The 14,823-nt window shown below is 39.8% G+C and carries 13 protein-coding genes; 7 read left to right on the forward strand and 6 right to left on the reverse strand.

Features of this window, described 5'->3' with window-relative positions:
• Nucleotides 1-51: 51 nt before the first annotated feature.
• The 3 genes from glnD to ABE954_RS16880 all read left to right on the forward strand — a co-directional run bounded on the left by glnD (nt 52) and on the right by ABE954_RS16880 (nt 4,391).
• Nucleotides 52-2,688 carry a bifunctional uridylyltransferase/uridylyl-removing protein GlnD gene (gene glnD / locus ABE954_RS16870; protein ID WP_166687071.1) on the forward strand — a complete coding sequence of 879 codons (2,637 nt, stop codon included), beginning with the start codon at nt 52-54 and terminating at the stop codon, nt 2,686-2,688.
• 62 nt (nt 2,689-2,750) lie between these two features.
• Nucleotides 2,751-3,578, forward strand: a complete 828-nt coding sequence (dapD, locus tag ABE954_RS16875; RefSeq protein WP_042848990.1) for a 2,3,4,5-tetrahydropyridine-2,6-dicarboxylate N-succinyltransferase — start codon at nt 2,751-2,753, stop codon at nt 3,576-3,578.
• Nucleotides 3,579-4,010: 432 nt separating this feature from the next.
• Nucleotides 4,011-4,391: a DUF3461 family protein gene (locus ABE954_RS16880; RefSeq protein WP_042848991.1), complete on the forward strand. Its 381-nt coding sequence runs from the start codon at nt 4,011-4,013 to the stop codon at nt 4,389-4,391.
• Between the two features lie 82 nt (nt 4,392-4,473).
• On the opposite strand, the gene ABE954_RS16885 is transcribed toward ABE954_RS16880, so the two are convergent.
• Genes ABE954_RS16885 through ABE954_RS16895 form a run of 3 tightly spaced genes read right to left on the reverse strand, consistent with a single transcriptional unit; the run spans nt 4,474 to nt 6,048 of the window.
• Nucleotides 4,474-4,926 carry a flavodoxin gene (locus tag ABE954_RS16885; protein ID WP_042848992.1) on the reverse strand — a complete coding sequence of 151 codons (453 nt, stop codon included), beginning with the start codon at nt 4,924-4,926 and terminating at the stop codon, nt 4,474-4,476.
• A 17-nt stretch (nt 4,927-4,943) separates the two neighbouring features.
• Nucleotides 4,944-5,705, reverse strand: a complete 762-nt coding sequence (gene truC / locus ABE954_RS16890) for a tRNA pseudouridine(65) synthase TruC (protein ID WP_042848993.1) — start codon at nt 5,703-5,705, stop codon at nt 4,944-4,946.
• A 7-nt stretch (nt 5,706-5,712) separates the two neighbouring features.
• Entirely contained in the window at nt 5,713-6,048 is a 336-nt protein-coding gene (locus ABE954_RS16895; RefSeq protein ID WP_042848994.1) for a YqcC family protein, read from the reverse strand.
• A gap of 248 nt (nt 6,049-6,296) precedes the next feature.
• Between ABE954_RS16895 and ABE954_RS16900 the strand changes: the two genes are divergently transcribed.
• Complete coding sequence (locus ABE954_RS16900) at nt 6,297-7,193, forward strand: DUF535 family protein (protein ID WP_042848995.1); 897 nt, start codon at nt 6,297-6,299, stop codon at nt 7,191-7,193.
• Nucleotides 7,194-7,720: 527 nt separating this feature from the next.
• On the opposite strand, the gene syd is transcribed toward ABE954_RS16900, so the two are convergent.
• On the reverse strand, nt 7,721-8,281 hold the full coding sequence (gene syd / locus ABE954_RS16905; protein WP_042848996.1) for a SecY-interacting protein: 561 nt from the start codon (nt 8,279-8,281) through the stop codon (nt 7,721-7,723).
• A 144-nt stretch (nt 8,282-8,425) separates the two neighbouring features.
• On the opposite strand from syd, the gene queF reads away from it, so the two are divergent.
• Nucleotides 8,426-9,271, forward strand: a complete 846-nt coding sequence (gene queF, locus ABE954_RS16910; RefSeq protein ID WP_129466376.1) for an NADPH-dependent 7-cyano-7-deazaguanine reductase QueF — start codon at nt 8,426-8,428, stop codon at nt 9,269-9,271.
• Between the two features lie 299 nt (nt 9,272-9,570).
• Here queF and ABE954_RS16915 read toward each other — a convergent pair whose 3' ends face one another.
• Complete coding sequence (locus ABE954_RS16915; protein ID WP_371025593.1) at nt 9,571-12,069, reverse strand: phage tailspike protein; 2,499 nt, start codon at nt 12,067-12,069, stop codon at nt 9,571-9,573.
• 114 nt (nt 12,070-12,183) lie between these two features.
• Between ABE954_RS16915 and ABE954_RS16920 the strand changes: the two genes are divergently transcribed.
• Together ABE954_RS16920 and ABE954_RS16925 are read left to right on the forward strand one after the other, a co-directional pair.
• Nucleotides 12,184-12,435, forward strand: a complete 252-nt coding sequence (locus ABE954_RS16920; RefSeq protein ID WP_180312468.1) for an Arc family DNA-binding protein — start codon at nt 12,184-12,186, stop codon at nt 12,433-12,435.
• A gap of 14 nt (nt 12,436-12,449) precedes the next feature.
• Complete coding sequence (locus tag ABE954_RS16925; protein ID WP_164561100.1) at nt 12,450-12,857, forward strand: hypothetical protein; 408 nt, start codon at nt 12,450-12,452, stop codon at nt 12,855-12,857.
• Here ABE954_RS16925 and ABE954_RS16930 read toward each other — a convergent pair.
• On the reverse strand, nt 12,854-14,818 hold the full coding sequence (locus ABE954_RS16930; RefSeq protein WP_371025594.1) for a hypothetical protein: 1,965 nt from the start codon (nt 14,816-14,818) through the stop codon (nt 12,854-12,856). The genes ABE954_RS16925 and ABE954_RS16930 overlap by 4 nt on opposite strands.
• Nucleotides 14,819-14,823: the final 5 nt, after the last annotated feature.

Below are 14,823 nucleotides of genomic sequence, written 5' to 3' on the forward strand. Positions count from 1 at the left end.
ACCGTAAGCTGATATAAGTTTTTCTATCGATATCACTACGGAAAGATAAAGATGACGGCACTTCCTACTCCCTATCTCTCACCAAACCAATTTGGTCCCCACGACCTTGAACTCAGTGCCTTAAGGCAACATGTCGATGATTTTGATCATTGGCTAGAGGAAGCATTCAACCAAGGTAAAGATGTCGTTGACCTAGTTCATATTCGCAGTGACTACCTCGATGCTTTACTGACTCGTCTCTGGCAATCATTTAAATTTGAAAAACAGTCAGGGATGTCACTGATTGCGGTTGGTGGCTATGGCCGTCATGAGCTGCACCCACTTTCTGATATTGATATCTTAGTGTTAAGTAAAGAGCCACTACCTGAGACATTAGCAGCTCAAATTGGGCAATTTATTACTTTATTGTGGGATCTTCGCTTTGATATTGGTCATAGCGTTCGTTCTTTATCTGAATGTATTGAAGCCGGCAATGCAGACCTCACAACCGCAACAAATTTAATTGAATCAAGGCTAATTTGTGGTGACATTGCCCTCTTTTTACAGTTACAAAAAACGATTTTCAGTGATGAATTTTGGCCTTCCGCTGTCTTTTTTGCCGCTAAAATTGAAGAACAACAAGAACGCCATCAACGCTACCATAGCACTAGCTACAACTTAGAACCTGATATTAAAAGCAGCCCTGGTGGCTTGCGGGATATACATACCTTACTATGGGTAGGTAGGCGTCACTTTGGGGCAACAACCGTCGATGAAATGGTGGGTTTTGGTTTTTTAACCGAAGAGGAACACCAAGAACTCAAAGAATGTTTAGTCTTTTTATGGAAAATTCGCTTCGCCTTACACTTAGTGGTTAAACGCCATGATAATAGACTGTTATTTGACCGCCAGTTTAGTGTAGCCAATCTATTGGGTTATCAAGGTGATAAAAACCAACCTGTTGAGCGAATGATGAAAGATTTTTATCGTGTCACTCGGCGCGTTAGAGAACTAAATCAAATGTTATTACAACTATTTGATGAAGCCATTTTGACCCTCAACCCCGATGAAAAGCCTCGTCCTATTGATTCTCAATTCCAGCTTCGTGGCTCGTTAATTGATATGATTGATGATGACCTATTCATTAACCAGCCTGCTACTATCTTAAAAATGTTCTACCAAATGGCCCGCTATCCCAATATTACAGGGATTTACTCAACCACATTACGGCAATTACGTTTTGCGCGACGAAATCTTGTGAAGCCGCTCTGTGAACTGCCAGAAGCACGAAAACTATTCCTAAAAATATTATGCCATCCAAGAGCAATCAAAGGTGCGTTTGTCCCTATGCACCTTCACAGTGTCCTAAGCGCTTATACGCCTCTTTGGAGCAATATTGTTGGCCAAATGCAATTCGACCTATTCCATGCTTATACCGTCGATGAACACACAATTCGCGTCTTGCAAAAAATTGATAGTTTTACCCTAGAAGAAAATCGCCGCGATCACCCGCTTTGTGTCAGTGTTTACCCTAAATTACTTCAACCTGAGATTTTACGGCTAGCCGCTATTTTCCATGATATTGCTAAAGGGCGTTCAGGAGATCATTCTGATCTTGGAGCCGAATTTGTGTATGACTTCGCCTTATTACATGGTTTTTCGAGCAAGGAAGCAGGTCTTGCCGCTTGGTTAGTAAAAAACCACTTACTGATGTCAGTAACCGCTCAAAGGCGTGACATTCAAGACCCCGATATCATTAAGCAGTTTGCAGCTGAAGTAAAAACAGTTTCGCGTCTTAATTATTTAATGTGCTTGACCGTCGCTGATATTTGCGCGACCAACAGCACATTATGGAATAGCTGGAAACAAAGTTTAATCCGCGAGTTATTTTTATCCACTGAACACCAGTTAAATCAAGGGATGCAAAGCACGCCTGATTTGCGCCAACGTATCCGCCATCACCGTTATCAAGCTTTATCATTATTACGGCAGTCCCCTATTCACGAAGAAAAATTGCAAGCGCTTTGGTCCCGTTGTCACGCCGACTATTTTTTGCGTCACACCCCATCACAACTGGCTTGGCACGCCAAACATTTGCTAGCGCATGATTTAAGCCAACCGCTTGTCCTGATAAGCACCCAACCTAAACATGGTGGCACTGAAATTTTTATTTGGTGCCATGATAAACCCCATTTATTTGCAGCTGTTGCTAGTGAACTTGATAGGCGTAATTTAAGTATTCACAGTGCGCAGATCTTTACTAATAAAGATAATATGGCAATGGATACTTTTGTGGTGTTAGAGCCTAACGGGAATGCATTGTCGAAAGATAGATATGAACATATCCGTAAAATGTTGTTGCTAGCGGTGCAACAACCTGAAATTTCGCTACCAAAACCACGCACTATTCCATCTAAATTACGTCATTTTACGGTTCCAACAAAAGTCAATTTTTTACATTCAACGAATGATCGCCGTACCTATATGGAATTATTTGCCTTAGATCAACCAGGGTTATTAGCGCGAATTGGGCATGTTTTTGCTCAAATGGAAATTTCGCTATATGGCGCACGGATCACCACTATTGGCGAAAAAGTTGAAGATTTCTTTGTGTTAGCAGATAAAGAGCACCAAGCCTTAAGTAAAAATATGCAACAAGAGTTATCAGAAAGGTTGACAGAAGCCCTAAAATCGAAGGATAAAATATAGCGCTCATCGCATTATTGCGGTCAACGCTTACTTTCATGTCATTCAAGAGGAAAATACAATCAATGCAGCATTTACAGGCGATCATTGAACAAGCATTCGAAGATAGAAGCAGTATTACACCAAATACCGTCTCTATCCCAGTAAAACAAGCCGTTTTAGAGACTATTGCATTACTTGATAGCGGTAAATTACGTGTCGCAGAAAAAATTGCTGGTGTTTGGGTTACACATCAATGGCTCAAAAAAGCCGTGTTGTTATCATTTCGTATTCAAGATAACCAAGTCATTGATGGCGCTGAAAGCCGTTATTTCGATAAAGTCCCAATGAAATTTGCCGACTACGACCAAGCTCGCTTCGAAAAAGAAGGTTTTCGCGTTGTTCCACCAGCCGCTGTACGTAAAGGGGCTTACATTGCTAAAAATAGCGTCTTAATGCCATCATACGTCAACATAGGGGCTTATGTTGATGAAGGCACCATGGTTGATACATGGGCGACAGTCGGCTCTTGTGCGCAAATTGGTAAAAATGTTCACTTATCTGGCGGCGTTGGCATTGGTGGTGTTTTAGAACCATTACAAGCAAACCCGACAATAATTGAAGATAACTGCTTTATTGGTGCTCGCTCAGAAGTGGTTGAGGGTGTGATTGTTGAAGAAGGCTCCGTTATTTCAATGGGGGTTTATCTGGGACAAAGCACAAAAATTTATGATCGCGAAACTGGCGAAATCTTTTACGGTCGTGTACCTGCGGGGTCTGTCGTTGTTTCCGGTAACTTGCCTTCCAAAGACGGTAGCTATAGCCTTTACTGTGCTGTTATTGTTAAAAAGGTCGACGAGAAAACACGGGGTAAAGTAGGGATCAATGAATTATTAAGAAGTATTGATGAATAATTCCTATCAGCCACTACTTACCATCTAAAAACCTATTACTCAGTTTTTGTAATCATTTCATAGTAATTAGGTTAAACATGAAGCTATCCCGAAGCGCATACCTTGTATGCAAATCGGGTGGCCATATTCAATACACTTTCGTTAATATTTCATTTTGTGGTTCATCTGAGCGCATTAATTGCAAAGAGAAGTTTGTCAATTTCAAGAAATCGCGCATAATATGTCCGTGACTTTTGCCGTTTACCATCAATAAAACTGTATTATTTTATTTTTCATTATAATGATGCTATTGCAAAATGACGTAATAGGGTATTTCCAACCTACGTCTTTAAACCAGTAGTACCATAAAGGGAAATAGACCGATATTGTTACGGCCTTGCTCACACTATCACTTTGTTTACCGACTCTGTTCCTACAGTAAAGCGAGCTAACATGTACGATAATTTGAAAAGTTTAGGCATCAGTAACCCCCAAGACATTGACCGCTATTCCTTGCGTCAAGAAGCGAATAATGACATTTTAAAAATCTATTTTCGCAAAGATAAAGGGGAGTTTTTCGCTAAAAGCGTAAAATTCAAATACCCACGCCAACGTAAAACGATTGCCGATGGCGGTAATAATTTCAAAGAAATTAACGAGATCAATACTAACCTACGTTATGCGATTGAAGAACTAGACCAAATTTGCCAAACAGAGCAAACTGATATTGATTTAAAACACAAAATTCTTGATGACTTACGCCATTTAGAACATGTTGTTTCAAATAAAATTGCAGAAATTGAAGCTGACCTCGAAAAACTTACCCGTAAATAATTTACAGGCGAAGTGATTATATACTGCGCCGTAGCATTACCGCTATTTATTATAAATATGGGTAATCCCACGGTGCAGGCATTTAAAGTAGCTCAGCCCAAGCTTCAATCCAACTCTTCGCATATTCTTCTGGCGTGTCCACTTCAATTGCATCAATAAATAAAATATCACCAATACGTGTAGCTGATTGTTCGGCTAATAGTTCATCAAAACGGACCCCAGCCCCGCAAAAACTTTCATAACTGCTATCACCTAAAGCAATTAGGCCGTAACGTAAATCAGGTTGATAACCAACAACATCGTTAATTTCACTAAACAACGGCGCTATAGTATCGGGCAAATCCCCTTGGCCTGTAGATGAAGTCACAATTAAGGCAATTTCTTCACCTGAATTGTAGTGTTGCCAATCATTCAAGGTAGGTTCGTCAAAGACAACCACTTCATGCCCTTGCTGTTCTAAAATTTCTTGTGCCGTTTCTGCAACAGCCAAAGAGTTACCATAGACAGTTCCAACAAAAATGCCTATTTTTGACATAACACCCCCTCTATTTCTTATTCATTTGACGAATTAATAACGTTTATTCCTAACTTTACAACCTTATCTGACCACCCAAATTGTTCAATTAATGACAACCATTGTGTGTCCCACGGCGCAACTAGTGATATATTTTCTTTTGTTATCGGGTGATTTAAATTTAATAAACTGGCATGCAACATCAGTCGTGATACTGAAAAATTCGCATTAACTCCCCGGTTCTGCCGCAAATCACCATGTTTACTATCGCCAATAATAGGATGACGAAGGTGAGACATGTGCCTTCTTAGTTGATGCTTACGGCCTGTTTCCGGCCTTAATTCAACCAAGCTGAACCTAGATGTGTCGTAGCGCCCGATAGCAATAGGGCATTCAACGGTGGCGATTGGCTTACAATGAGTAATACATTCCTGTAAAACGGGCTCACGAGACGCGTGTTTATCCGCAATTTTATCTAACTCTTCCAAGAGTGGATAATCGATGGTTTGCTCTTCGGTTAAATAGCCACGAACGATAGCATGATATACTTTTTCTAACTGGTGGCTTTCAAACTGTGCAGCTAACAGCCTTGCAACCTCACTCGACAACGCAAAAAGCAATATACCTGATGTAGGCCTATCAAGCCGATGAATGGGATACACATATTGCCCAATTTGATCTCGCAGCGTTTGCATGACAAACACCGTTTCTTTGCTATCTAACCAACTGCGATGCACTAGCATACCTGCCGGTTTATTCACCGCAACCATATACTCATCGTGATAAATGATTTCCAGCATTAATTATTCACCCGCTCGTTTTCGCTGAAAAAAGGCCGTCTAGCTCACGCAAGTGATGAATAACCAATGTATAACGCTCTTCTTCGTCATGCTTATAAGCCTCTTCAAAATAAGGGGCAACTGCAAAGCTTGTCGGCAATACCGCTTTTTGCTCAATCAGTATCTGCAAGCGAGGGATCAAAACCCATTGTAACCATTCCGAAGCTTCCATTGTATCAATACAAAAGGGTTCAACACTTTTAAAAGCTTCAGGACTTGGTGGCTGTTCATTCCAAAGGGATTTTAATTTCATTTCCTCTTCTAGATGACAAAGTTTTTCAATAATGCGTTGTTCAATATTCATGCTTAAACCTATTTAATTATCACAAAGCAAATATACTTTATTTTTCATCACAATTCTGTCGGATAAATGGGGTTAAAAACGAGGAAATACAAGTTTATTGATATCTCTATACCATTATTTTCTGCTTAATTATCTGCTCGACTTAACTTGATAAGTTTCGTTGATGATTTGTTTCGATTGATAAAAGTAAAATCAAATGTTTTTCAATTTAATGCAAACAAAATAATTAACAATAAAATGGTTTATCTATGGGATTACTAAAGCAGTGGCGTAAGGAAAATAAAGTTTGGCGAGCTTTTAACTCAAAATATGTTGAATTAAAAAGAAAAATTCGTATTACTAAACTTCCTACTGAGCAATATAAACACTATCAGGTAATGTGCCAAAACTACCGTTGTGCTCAATTTTCGGCGGCAATTGAAGGTGTTCCTCATTTCATTGAACGACCGATTAATAAATACCTTCATAAGGCTTGGACTGGAAAGCAAAAGTTGCTTACGGCTAGCTATACACTTAATTTAGTTGAAACAACATTTAAACCTGAAGCTATCGAAGCCATGTTTTGTGATAAACGTGAAGGGCTTGTTGTGGCTAATATTGAGTTAAAATCAGGGGATTTTGCTCAATTAACCTTAATATATTCACAATACCCAAGAGAAGGTGACCTCACTCTACACCTGAAAAATGAAACAGGTGATGAGATCTATTTAATGAGTTTTTCTTTCGGCCCTGAAGGCCAACTTTATGTATGCTCCTTACAAGGGCCTTCAACCGAGCAAAGTGTTGACCAAGTTAGGTTAATTACTAAACAAATGCACGGTATGAGACCTAAGAATTTATTAATGTCCGCAGTTTATGCTGTCGCTACTTTTTTCCATGTAAAATCAATATTAGGCGTTTCTAACCAATGCCATATTAAGAGCCAACATTTAAAATCAAGTTATGATACTTTTTGGTTAGAGTGCAATGGGACGCAAACCGCAGACGGCTGGTTCCAATTGCCAATTCAAGAGCCTGTACGCGATATAGAATCAGTCAAAAGCCAACGCCGAGCTGAGTTTCGCCGTCGCGAAGCGCTGCGCGATGCAATGACCCAAGAAATTATTATGTCATTAACTAAAAACTCCCAGCATAACAGCCATTAATATTTCGTTCGCAGGCCTTACGTTAGCAAGAATGTAAATGATAACTAGCCGTTAATAAAAATGCCTTGAAGAACCATAACCAATAAAGCCTATTATTAACTCTATAATATTTATCAGGAAAAAAGCCAGTCAACCTTGGTTGACTGGCTTACGCTTTAGGACTTATGCATCCTGCAAAATGACATCCTGTCACTCAACATCCTGTTGAATAAAAGCATATTAATAGGTGTTTTAACCTATTTAGCAATCCCTCGCCTTACTTTTAAAAATTTTTACACCCTATAATTAGGTATAAAAAGCTAAACTGACTTACCCTGTCCAGCGAGATAAGAATGTATGAAACCGCTTACTAAAACAACCTAGTATGGCTTGCAATAATTCAATAATATTAAATGAAATATCACGTACGGTAGTAACGCCATGAAATAAAAAGTTAAATAATTATCATTCTTATAAAAGAAAAAAACTTTAAGATATTGCTTAACTTAATTGTAAGCTTTTACCTACACCAAGTTGTAATAAAATGCTTACCCCTTTGGCTCCACAATGACAGTCAGCTCTTCAAGAAAACAGGTTAAATTCGAAGAAAGTACTCGTCTTTCTTTACTACCAAATTTTTCTAGGATTATTTCACCACTAAGATTACACATTGATATCATTTCAAGTTCAGAATCTAAGGTTGCAATAAACAACGTTGGCGGCAGCTTTAAACGCTTTTGAGTGACCAAATGGCCAATTAAATTTTCCTGTAAGCGAATAAAGTCATCCTCATTCCAAACTTGCACTAAATTAAGGGTAATATCACGAAATGTCGCTTTCATATCACCAGCTAACTGAGTGGTATAAAAAGTGTGGATATCACTTTGCAAATTGATATCTAATGCAGTAGCGACTTTATCCAGGGTTGCACCCTTAATTGGAAATGTTTGAGGCTCCCAATACACCCAGTTTTCGCCAGTGCGAACAATACAAGGGGATGGAATACCATATAAATCCGTTGAAGCGGGCGGTAAACCAGTTTGTTGTTGCCATTGAGAAACATATTTCTCAGTAAAGTTATGCAATGCGACAGAAAGTGTTGTATTCATATTTATATGGTTTTATAGCTGCGTTAAATTGAAAGACGTCAACAAGGTGGATAAATGGTATTATGGCAGAAGTTTACGGGCGAATAAAATGTACCAGTTTCTGCCTTTTAACCTCATTCTCGTTTATGAAGTACAAGGACCAATATGTCACACTACCAGAATAATCCCGCACTTGATAATTTAACGTTAGGGAAAAAAACGGCTTATCATGACCAATATGATGCAACATTACTCCAAGCCGTTCCTCGCAGCCTAAATCGCTCTCCTTTAGCGATCTACGCCGATGCTCTTCCCTTTCATGGTGCAGATATCTGGACAATGTACGAGCTTTCTTGGCTAAACCAACGTGGTGTCCCTCAAGTTGCGATTGGTTCAATCAGTGTTGATGCCCATAGTGAAAACCTTATTGAATCCAAAAGTTTTAAGCTATATCTCAACAGCTTTAACCAAACATGCTTTGAAACTTGGGAAAATGTGCGAAGCGTTTTGCAAAATGATTTAAGCCGCTGTGCTAATGGTAAGGTTAGCGTTACACTTTATAAATTGGATGATTTTTCCCATCAACCTATCCAACCATTGCAAGGGATATGTATTGATGATCAGGAAATTGATATCAATAATTATGAATTTAACCGTGACTACTTAACAAATAGTACGCAAGAAGATATCGTCGAAGAAACCTTAGTTAGCCATTTGTTAAAATCAAATTGTTTAATTACTAATCAACCTGATTGGGGCTCAGTACAAATTCACTATTGCGGTGCGAAAATTAATCGTGAAGCCCTATTACGTTATTTAATTTCATTTCGCCATCATAATGAGTTTCATGAACAATGTGTTGAACGTATTTTTAATGATATTACACAACTGTGTAAACCCGATAAATTAAGTGTTTATGCACGTTATACTCGCCGTGGAGGGCTTGATATTAACCCATGGCGAAGTAATGAGGATTTTACGCCTGAATTAGGTCGTTTAGCACGGCAATAAGTATCCATGTAGTTGAAAAACAATTGAAAGTAAATGTTACCCATGCATTTACAGTACAATTCACATATCAAGAACCCACTGGGTAAAGGAGTACTACTTGATTACTCATATCAGTCCATTAGGTTACAAAAACAATAAAAACACCTAACTATCAATTAATTAGACTATTATCAGCTTATTTATTATACAACAAAATACTACATTTCATTCTAAACACTTCAATAACTTACCCCTCCATTTCGAATGAAAAAGAGGGGAAATCCCCTCTCATTTTTGTGTCACAATTTCGGCACAGTTTGTTAAGCTGTCGGTTCAAACTTGCTTCCGTTGTAGTAACCGTAAACCAAACGCTCTTTTGTATCTCCTACCGCGAAGCTTATCTGTGCATTTTTTTCTATTGAATTCCCCGAGGCTCTCGCTATTCCTCCCGACAACTCAATGTTTCCTGCGCCCGCTTTGAATAGAGAATTAAGATACATGTGAGTAACACCGCCGCCTGAGTATCTCCCAGCGCGTATTCTTGATGCGTTGTGACACACTATTCCTTTTCCGTTTCTACCCTCTCCCGTGTAGCCATCAACATTCAGAGTGTCACAGCTATTTAGCGTCAAACTAAAGCTCGATGGGCTAACGAAAACAGCATCAACTATTGAGTTATTGAAAGTGAAGTTAGCTGTATACCCCGTTGTTGCTTGATATATATCTGCAATATCAACGTTTAATGTAATACCCGTTCTTGCAATAACTGCTGTTGGGATTGAGGATGGGAAGATGTTTCCAGTGACTTCAACAGACATATCCCCGTAAAATCCTGTCGTAGCTTGACCAGGTAAGCGGACGGGGTTAATTCTTACAACGCCAGAGCCCGCGGGTATTCTGACATTTAAATCGACAATTTTAATGAACTGTGGCAGTTTGCGACTAAATGTCGTTTGACTCGTTGGATATCTGAATAGCTCAACAACATTTAAATTAGGTGCTGCGTTGCTATTCGTAGATGCTGTTAGTGAACCGCCGTTAATGATAATTCTTCGTGGATAAAAGACTTCTCGTCCAAAATCGATATTATCTGCGTGCAAGCGAACAATACCCGTTTCCGCATCCGTTAGTGCTAAATCCCCACAGTTGAGCTCAGGATTGTCAACAATGATATCCCCAACCCACTCAGACCCGTAATCAGCACGTAAATCAATTAGTGTATTCACGTACCCAGATGTACCACCCACACCGACGCAAAACTTTTTACAATCACTTACTTTTAATGTGCCTCTGCCTGAAATTTGAATCGCTTTTTCTTTAAGAGTGCAACGCTCAGCAGTGAAGTTAAAAGCCTGCGCGTGAACACCGACTCGCGCGGCTGTAATGTCAGTAGCGAAGCCATCGCGAATAGTGTTACCGTCCATTAACCCCCAATCCCCAGCACCGTGATAGTTTCTAGCACCTTGACGTATCACTGATCCGCCTGAAATTCCATAAGCACTTGCGGTTTCAAAGTGGTTGCTGTTATCAACTGCAATTGCATCTAAGACATTGTCTCTACAGTTGTGTGGTTCAAAGTAAGTGATAATACGGTTAACGATGCTATCATCTGTTCTTTTAACTCCGCTTGCGTTAACAGTTACATCATTGCGCGTTGAGTAGACGAATGATGCAATCAGTGAGTTTCCGATGGTGATAGATGGCGCATTAAATATTAATTTGCTTTTTTCAAGTTGATTAACAACAACTGAAACTTGTGTTGTCATTGTATAGATTAGTGGATGACTTAGTGTGCCACCCTTTCTGACTTCGACAATATCTCGCTTATAAACTGGCGAGTTTCTATCACCATTTCTGTAAATATCAATATCTTTCGAGTTAATTGATACGACAGCGTTTTCGTAAATAGCCAACTCAGGAACAACAGTATTCCCATTGACAAAATTTTGGTTATTAACATTCGCTTCGATTAGATTAACAGTCGGCTTAACGTTGAACACCTTATTAATATTCAAGTTATCATCGAAAACGAACTCTGAGCCTTTCAAGTCAACATCCGTTTTTACACTGACTTCAACGGATTTAGATATACGAAACTTACCGCGATTTTGTTTTAGCTGCACGCCAAGGCTATTCGCTACTGAATGAGCGCGTACTATTGCATCCTCGGATGGCTCTATGCCAGTGATATCAGCTCCGGCAATTTCATAAGAAATGTACAGTTGATTATCCAGTACTTCTCGTACAAATCGCCCCACTCCACTGGTAGGGGCTATAATCATAACTCCATCATCAGCATCCGTATTATCCGCATCATAACGAAAGAAACCGCCGCCATAACCTTTGCTCTCAATATACGAATCAACAAGCACTCTCGAGCCAGTGTTTAGCGAAGATGCATTGTATTGTCTTAACTCACTAATTGAACTGAATGAGCCTATGTTTTTGTAGCCATCACCTTCCTCTAATCTATATTTAAACTGATCAGGGTCATACTTCAGCACATTAGGGTAATAAAATTGCTGCGCTCCGTAGCTGTCATAAACAGCCATACTGTGACCTTCTACTGTCACAAACTTGGCAATCTGTCCATTGTAAACAGGGAAGCCAGCTTGATTGATGATTAGCGGTTGAGCGACAGGGATTGTGCTGCCGTCCTCATTTTCCAAATAAACTTGGATTTGATTTTCTGGAATGGTTGGATCGGTATCAATCTTACCAATATAAATTTTGCCATTACTCGCCGCTTGGAATTTCCTTGCGAGAGTGAATTGTTGCGAAGGCATCGAGACGACGACATTAGGGATAATATCTGACATTGCTTTCTCCAAGCGTGAGTAGTCGCACCGCAATGACATCACGGTGACGTTATTGTAAATAAATACAGTAGATTATAAGATGCCAACCCACCCTAAAGACCAATGGTGAGTAAAATGGCACGTGAAGATTCAGTATTCAGCTTTAGGTATAATGCTGAAAAGAAAGAAAAACTAAGACAAAGAGCTAAGCTAAATGGCCGCTCACTCAATGCTGAGTTAACCTATATAGTTGACCAGTACCTCGATACACCAACGCCCATTATTGGCTATCGTAGTGATGCCGAACGTGTGGCCAACGAACAAGCCGAAGAGCTTAAAAAGTCAGTCGTAGAAATGCTCATTAAGCTCTATAATGATAAAAAATAATTATCAGTGAGGTGATGGTGAAAAAATATCTATTGGCACTAGTTGCCGTGACCCCTGTGTACGTTAATGCACAGTGCTGGGTCGTTACTAACTTAAACGGATACAGCGCATTTGAGCAGAGTGATTACTTATATGAAAAAAATGGGATGGCAAAAAGTGTTTTCCAAATCAATATAAATAAAGATAAAGCCGAGCTGAAGATGGTAAATAATGAACTAGGCGGAGGTGGTCTTGAATATATGCCTATATCTACATCATCAATGATAGGCTTCTATGTCAATGGGGATACGTCCACCATTGAGACTTGGTCTATAACAGATCAAAACAAAGTCCTTTACTCAAAAGTAGTTAATAATCACAAATTGGTCACAGGAACCACATCACTTGTTGGGGATGTGGTTGGTACATGTTCAAGTGATTAATCTCTGCTACTAGACTGCCCTGACGCAGTTAGAGTATTGATGATATTAGTTATCGCTCTGTCTCTAGCTGTGCTTCCTCTAGGTGTATTATGCAACCTAAGCAACATATTGCGGATTCTTGGTGATTCGTACATTCTGGCTATCATCCCTGTTCCAACTTCAATACCAAGTGAAGCACCTCCAGTTAATAACGTTGCTGCTGTTCTCGCAGGGGTTAACAGAGCCATACCAGTTTGAGTAACCTGATTTGCCGTTCCAGCCCTTCTAGTTGCCTCAAGAACATCACGCATGCCCTCAATCATTTGACGCTGCCTTGGGTTGAATACTGTATTAAATATTTGACCGTTTGACTGATTGATGAGCTGGTCTAATTGGGTGATCATTCTTTGAGGTGACCCATTGGCTTTCTCATAAGCTTTTGTTAAATACGCTGCCCTAAGTTGGTTTCTACCGTTTTCATTAACCATGCCATATATACGAGCTATATCACTAGGTCGCTTACTATATACTAGATTATCCATTAGTTCAGGAGTTACATCACCTTTTTCGAGCGCGTTTTTCAAACCTGTTTTTTCTATCCCTCTTGCTATATTCCTGTATTCATTATTTGCATGGCGAAGTTGGTTTAAAGTATTAGCGCCAAGGGTTTTACCAACAGCGCTATTCATATCCCCAGTTAAAGCGGTATTAATCCTATTATATGCCGCCTCTAATGAGGTTGGCATAGCCAGATTATCACCCTGCAAACTTTGCCTTAATTCGGTTCTTAGGTTTCTAATTTCTGCAAAACTAGCTCCATTGGCGACACGATCCCTCAGTGTATTTAATATCTGCATCGCTGCGCCGTTAGGGGCTAATCCGTTTGCTAGTTGCTGCATGGCACCATCAATGGCAGGTATAGACCTAGTTGGGGTAACAACAGCATCAGCCATTTGTTCGGTTATTCTGTTTATTACTCCACCATGTTGATCTTTAGCTGCTCTCAAGCCAGCCCTAACTTCACCTTGCATGACATGCGGAGCGTAAATACCGAACTCTTGTTCAATCATTTGAGGAACAGATTCAACAAAATTTTCCCTTTGCTCAGCCTGTATAGCCCTACGATTTCCCGTTCCGCCTATGCTTTGCTCGCCAGCTTGCTGCATTTGACGTCCTACTGCTGTTCTTGGTGGCAATACATCAGTAGTTAGTACATCTATACCGTTCTGTTCGGCATTTCTTAGCAATTGTTGGGTTTCTGGTGCTATTTCACCACTAGCGGCTCTGGATAATCCACTGATACCACGTTCAATTATTTTACCACCAACACCAATGCCGCCAGATATTGCTGTTTGTAATGGGTCTACATCAGTGCCACCTGCGGCACTAACTGAACCTTGCAGGCCTACATCAGTAGCAGCGGAAGCCAGACCAGAACCCCAAATAGTTTCCGCTCTAGCGGCCGGAGTAAACGCTAACGCATTAGCAACAAACGGAATGATATCATCACCATCAAGACCAGGCTTATTCAGCGCATATTTACCAGATGGCAAATCAACAATGACGTTTCCTTTTTCGTCCGATGACATTTTCCCACCCATATTACGAAGAGTGAGCATGAAATCTTCATCATTACCAAAAAGTTGCGCCCAGTTAGCTTTGAACGAATCACCAGTTAATGATTGAATTTCAGGTGATGACATAACGCTATTTAATCCCTGTATTTCAGGTGTCATCTTGCTTTCACCTGTTACAGCATCAATAACGTTATCTCTGAAATCCTTCCCTTGTTGACCGCTACGATTGATCCCTTCTGCTAATTGCCTATTCGTGTTTACCATCCCGCTAATATAATTATTTTGTTGCTGAGGCTCTTCAGTCAATTTAGATTGCTCGTTTGTCTCACTATCAAATTGGTCGAAAAAATTAGCCTCTTCGCCTGATTCTGATTGACTGTCAAATTGATCAAAGAAGTTAGCCATTGAAT

The organism is Providencia sp. TYF-12 (assembly GCF_041344805.1).
GTDB lineage: Bacteria > Pseudomonadota > Gammaproteobacteria > Enterobacterales > Enterobacteriaceae > Providencia > Providencia huashanensis.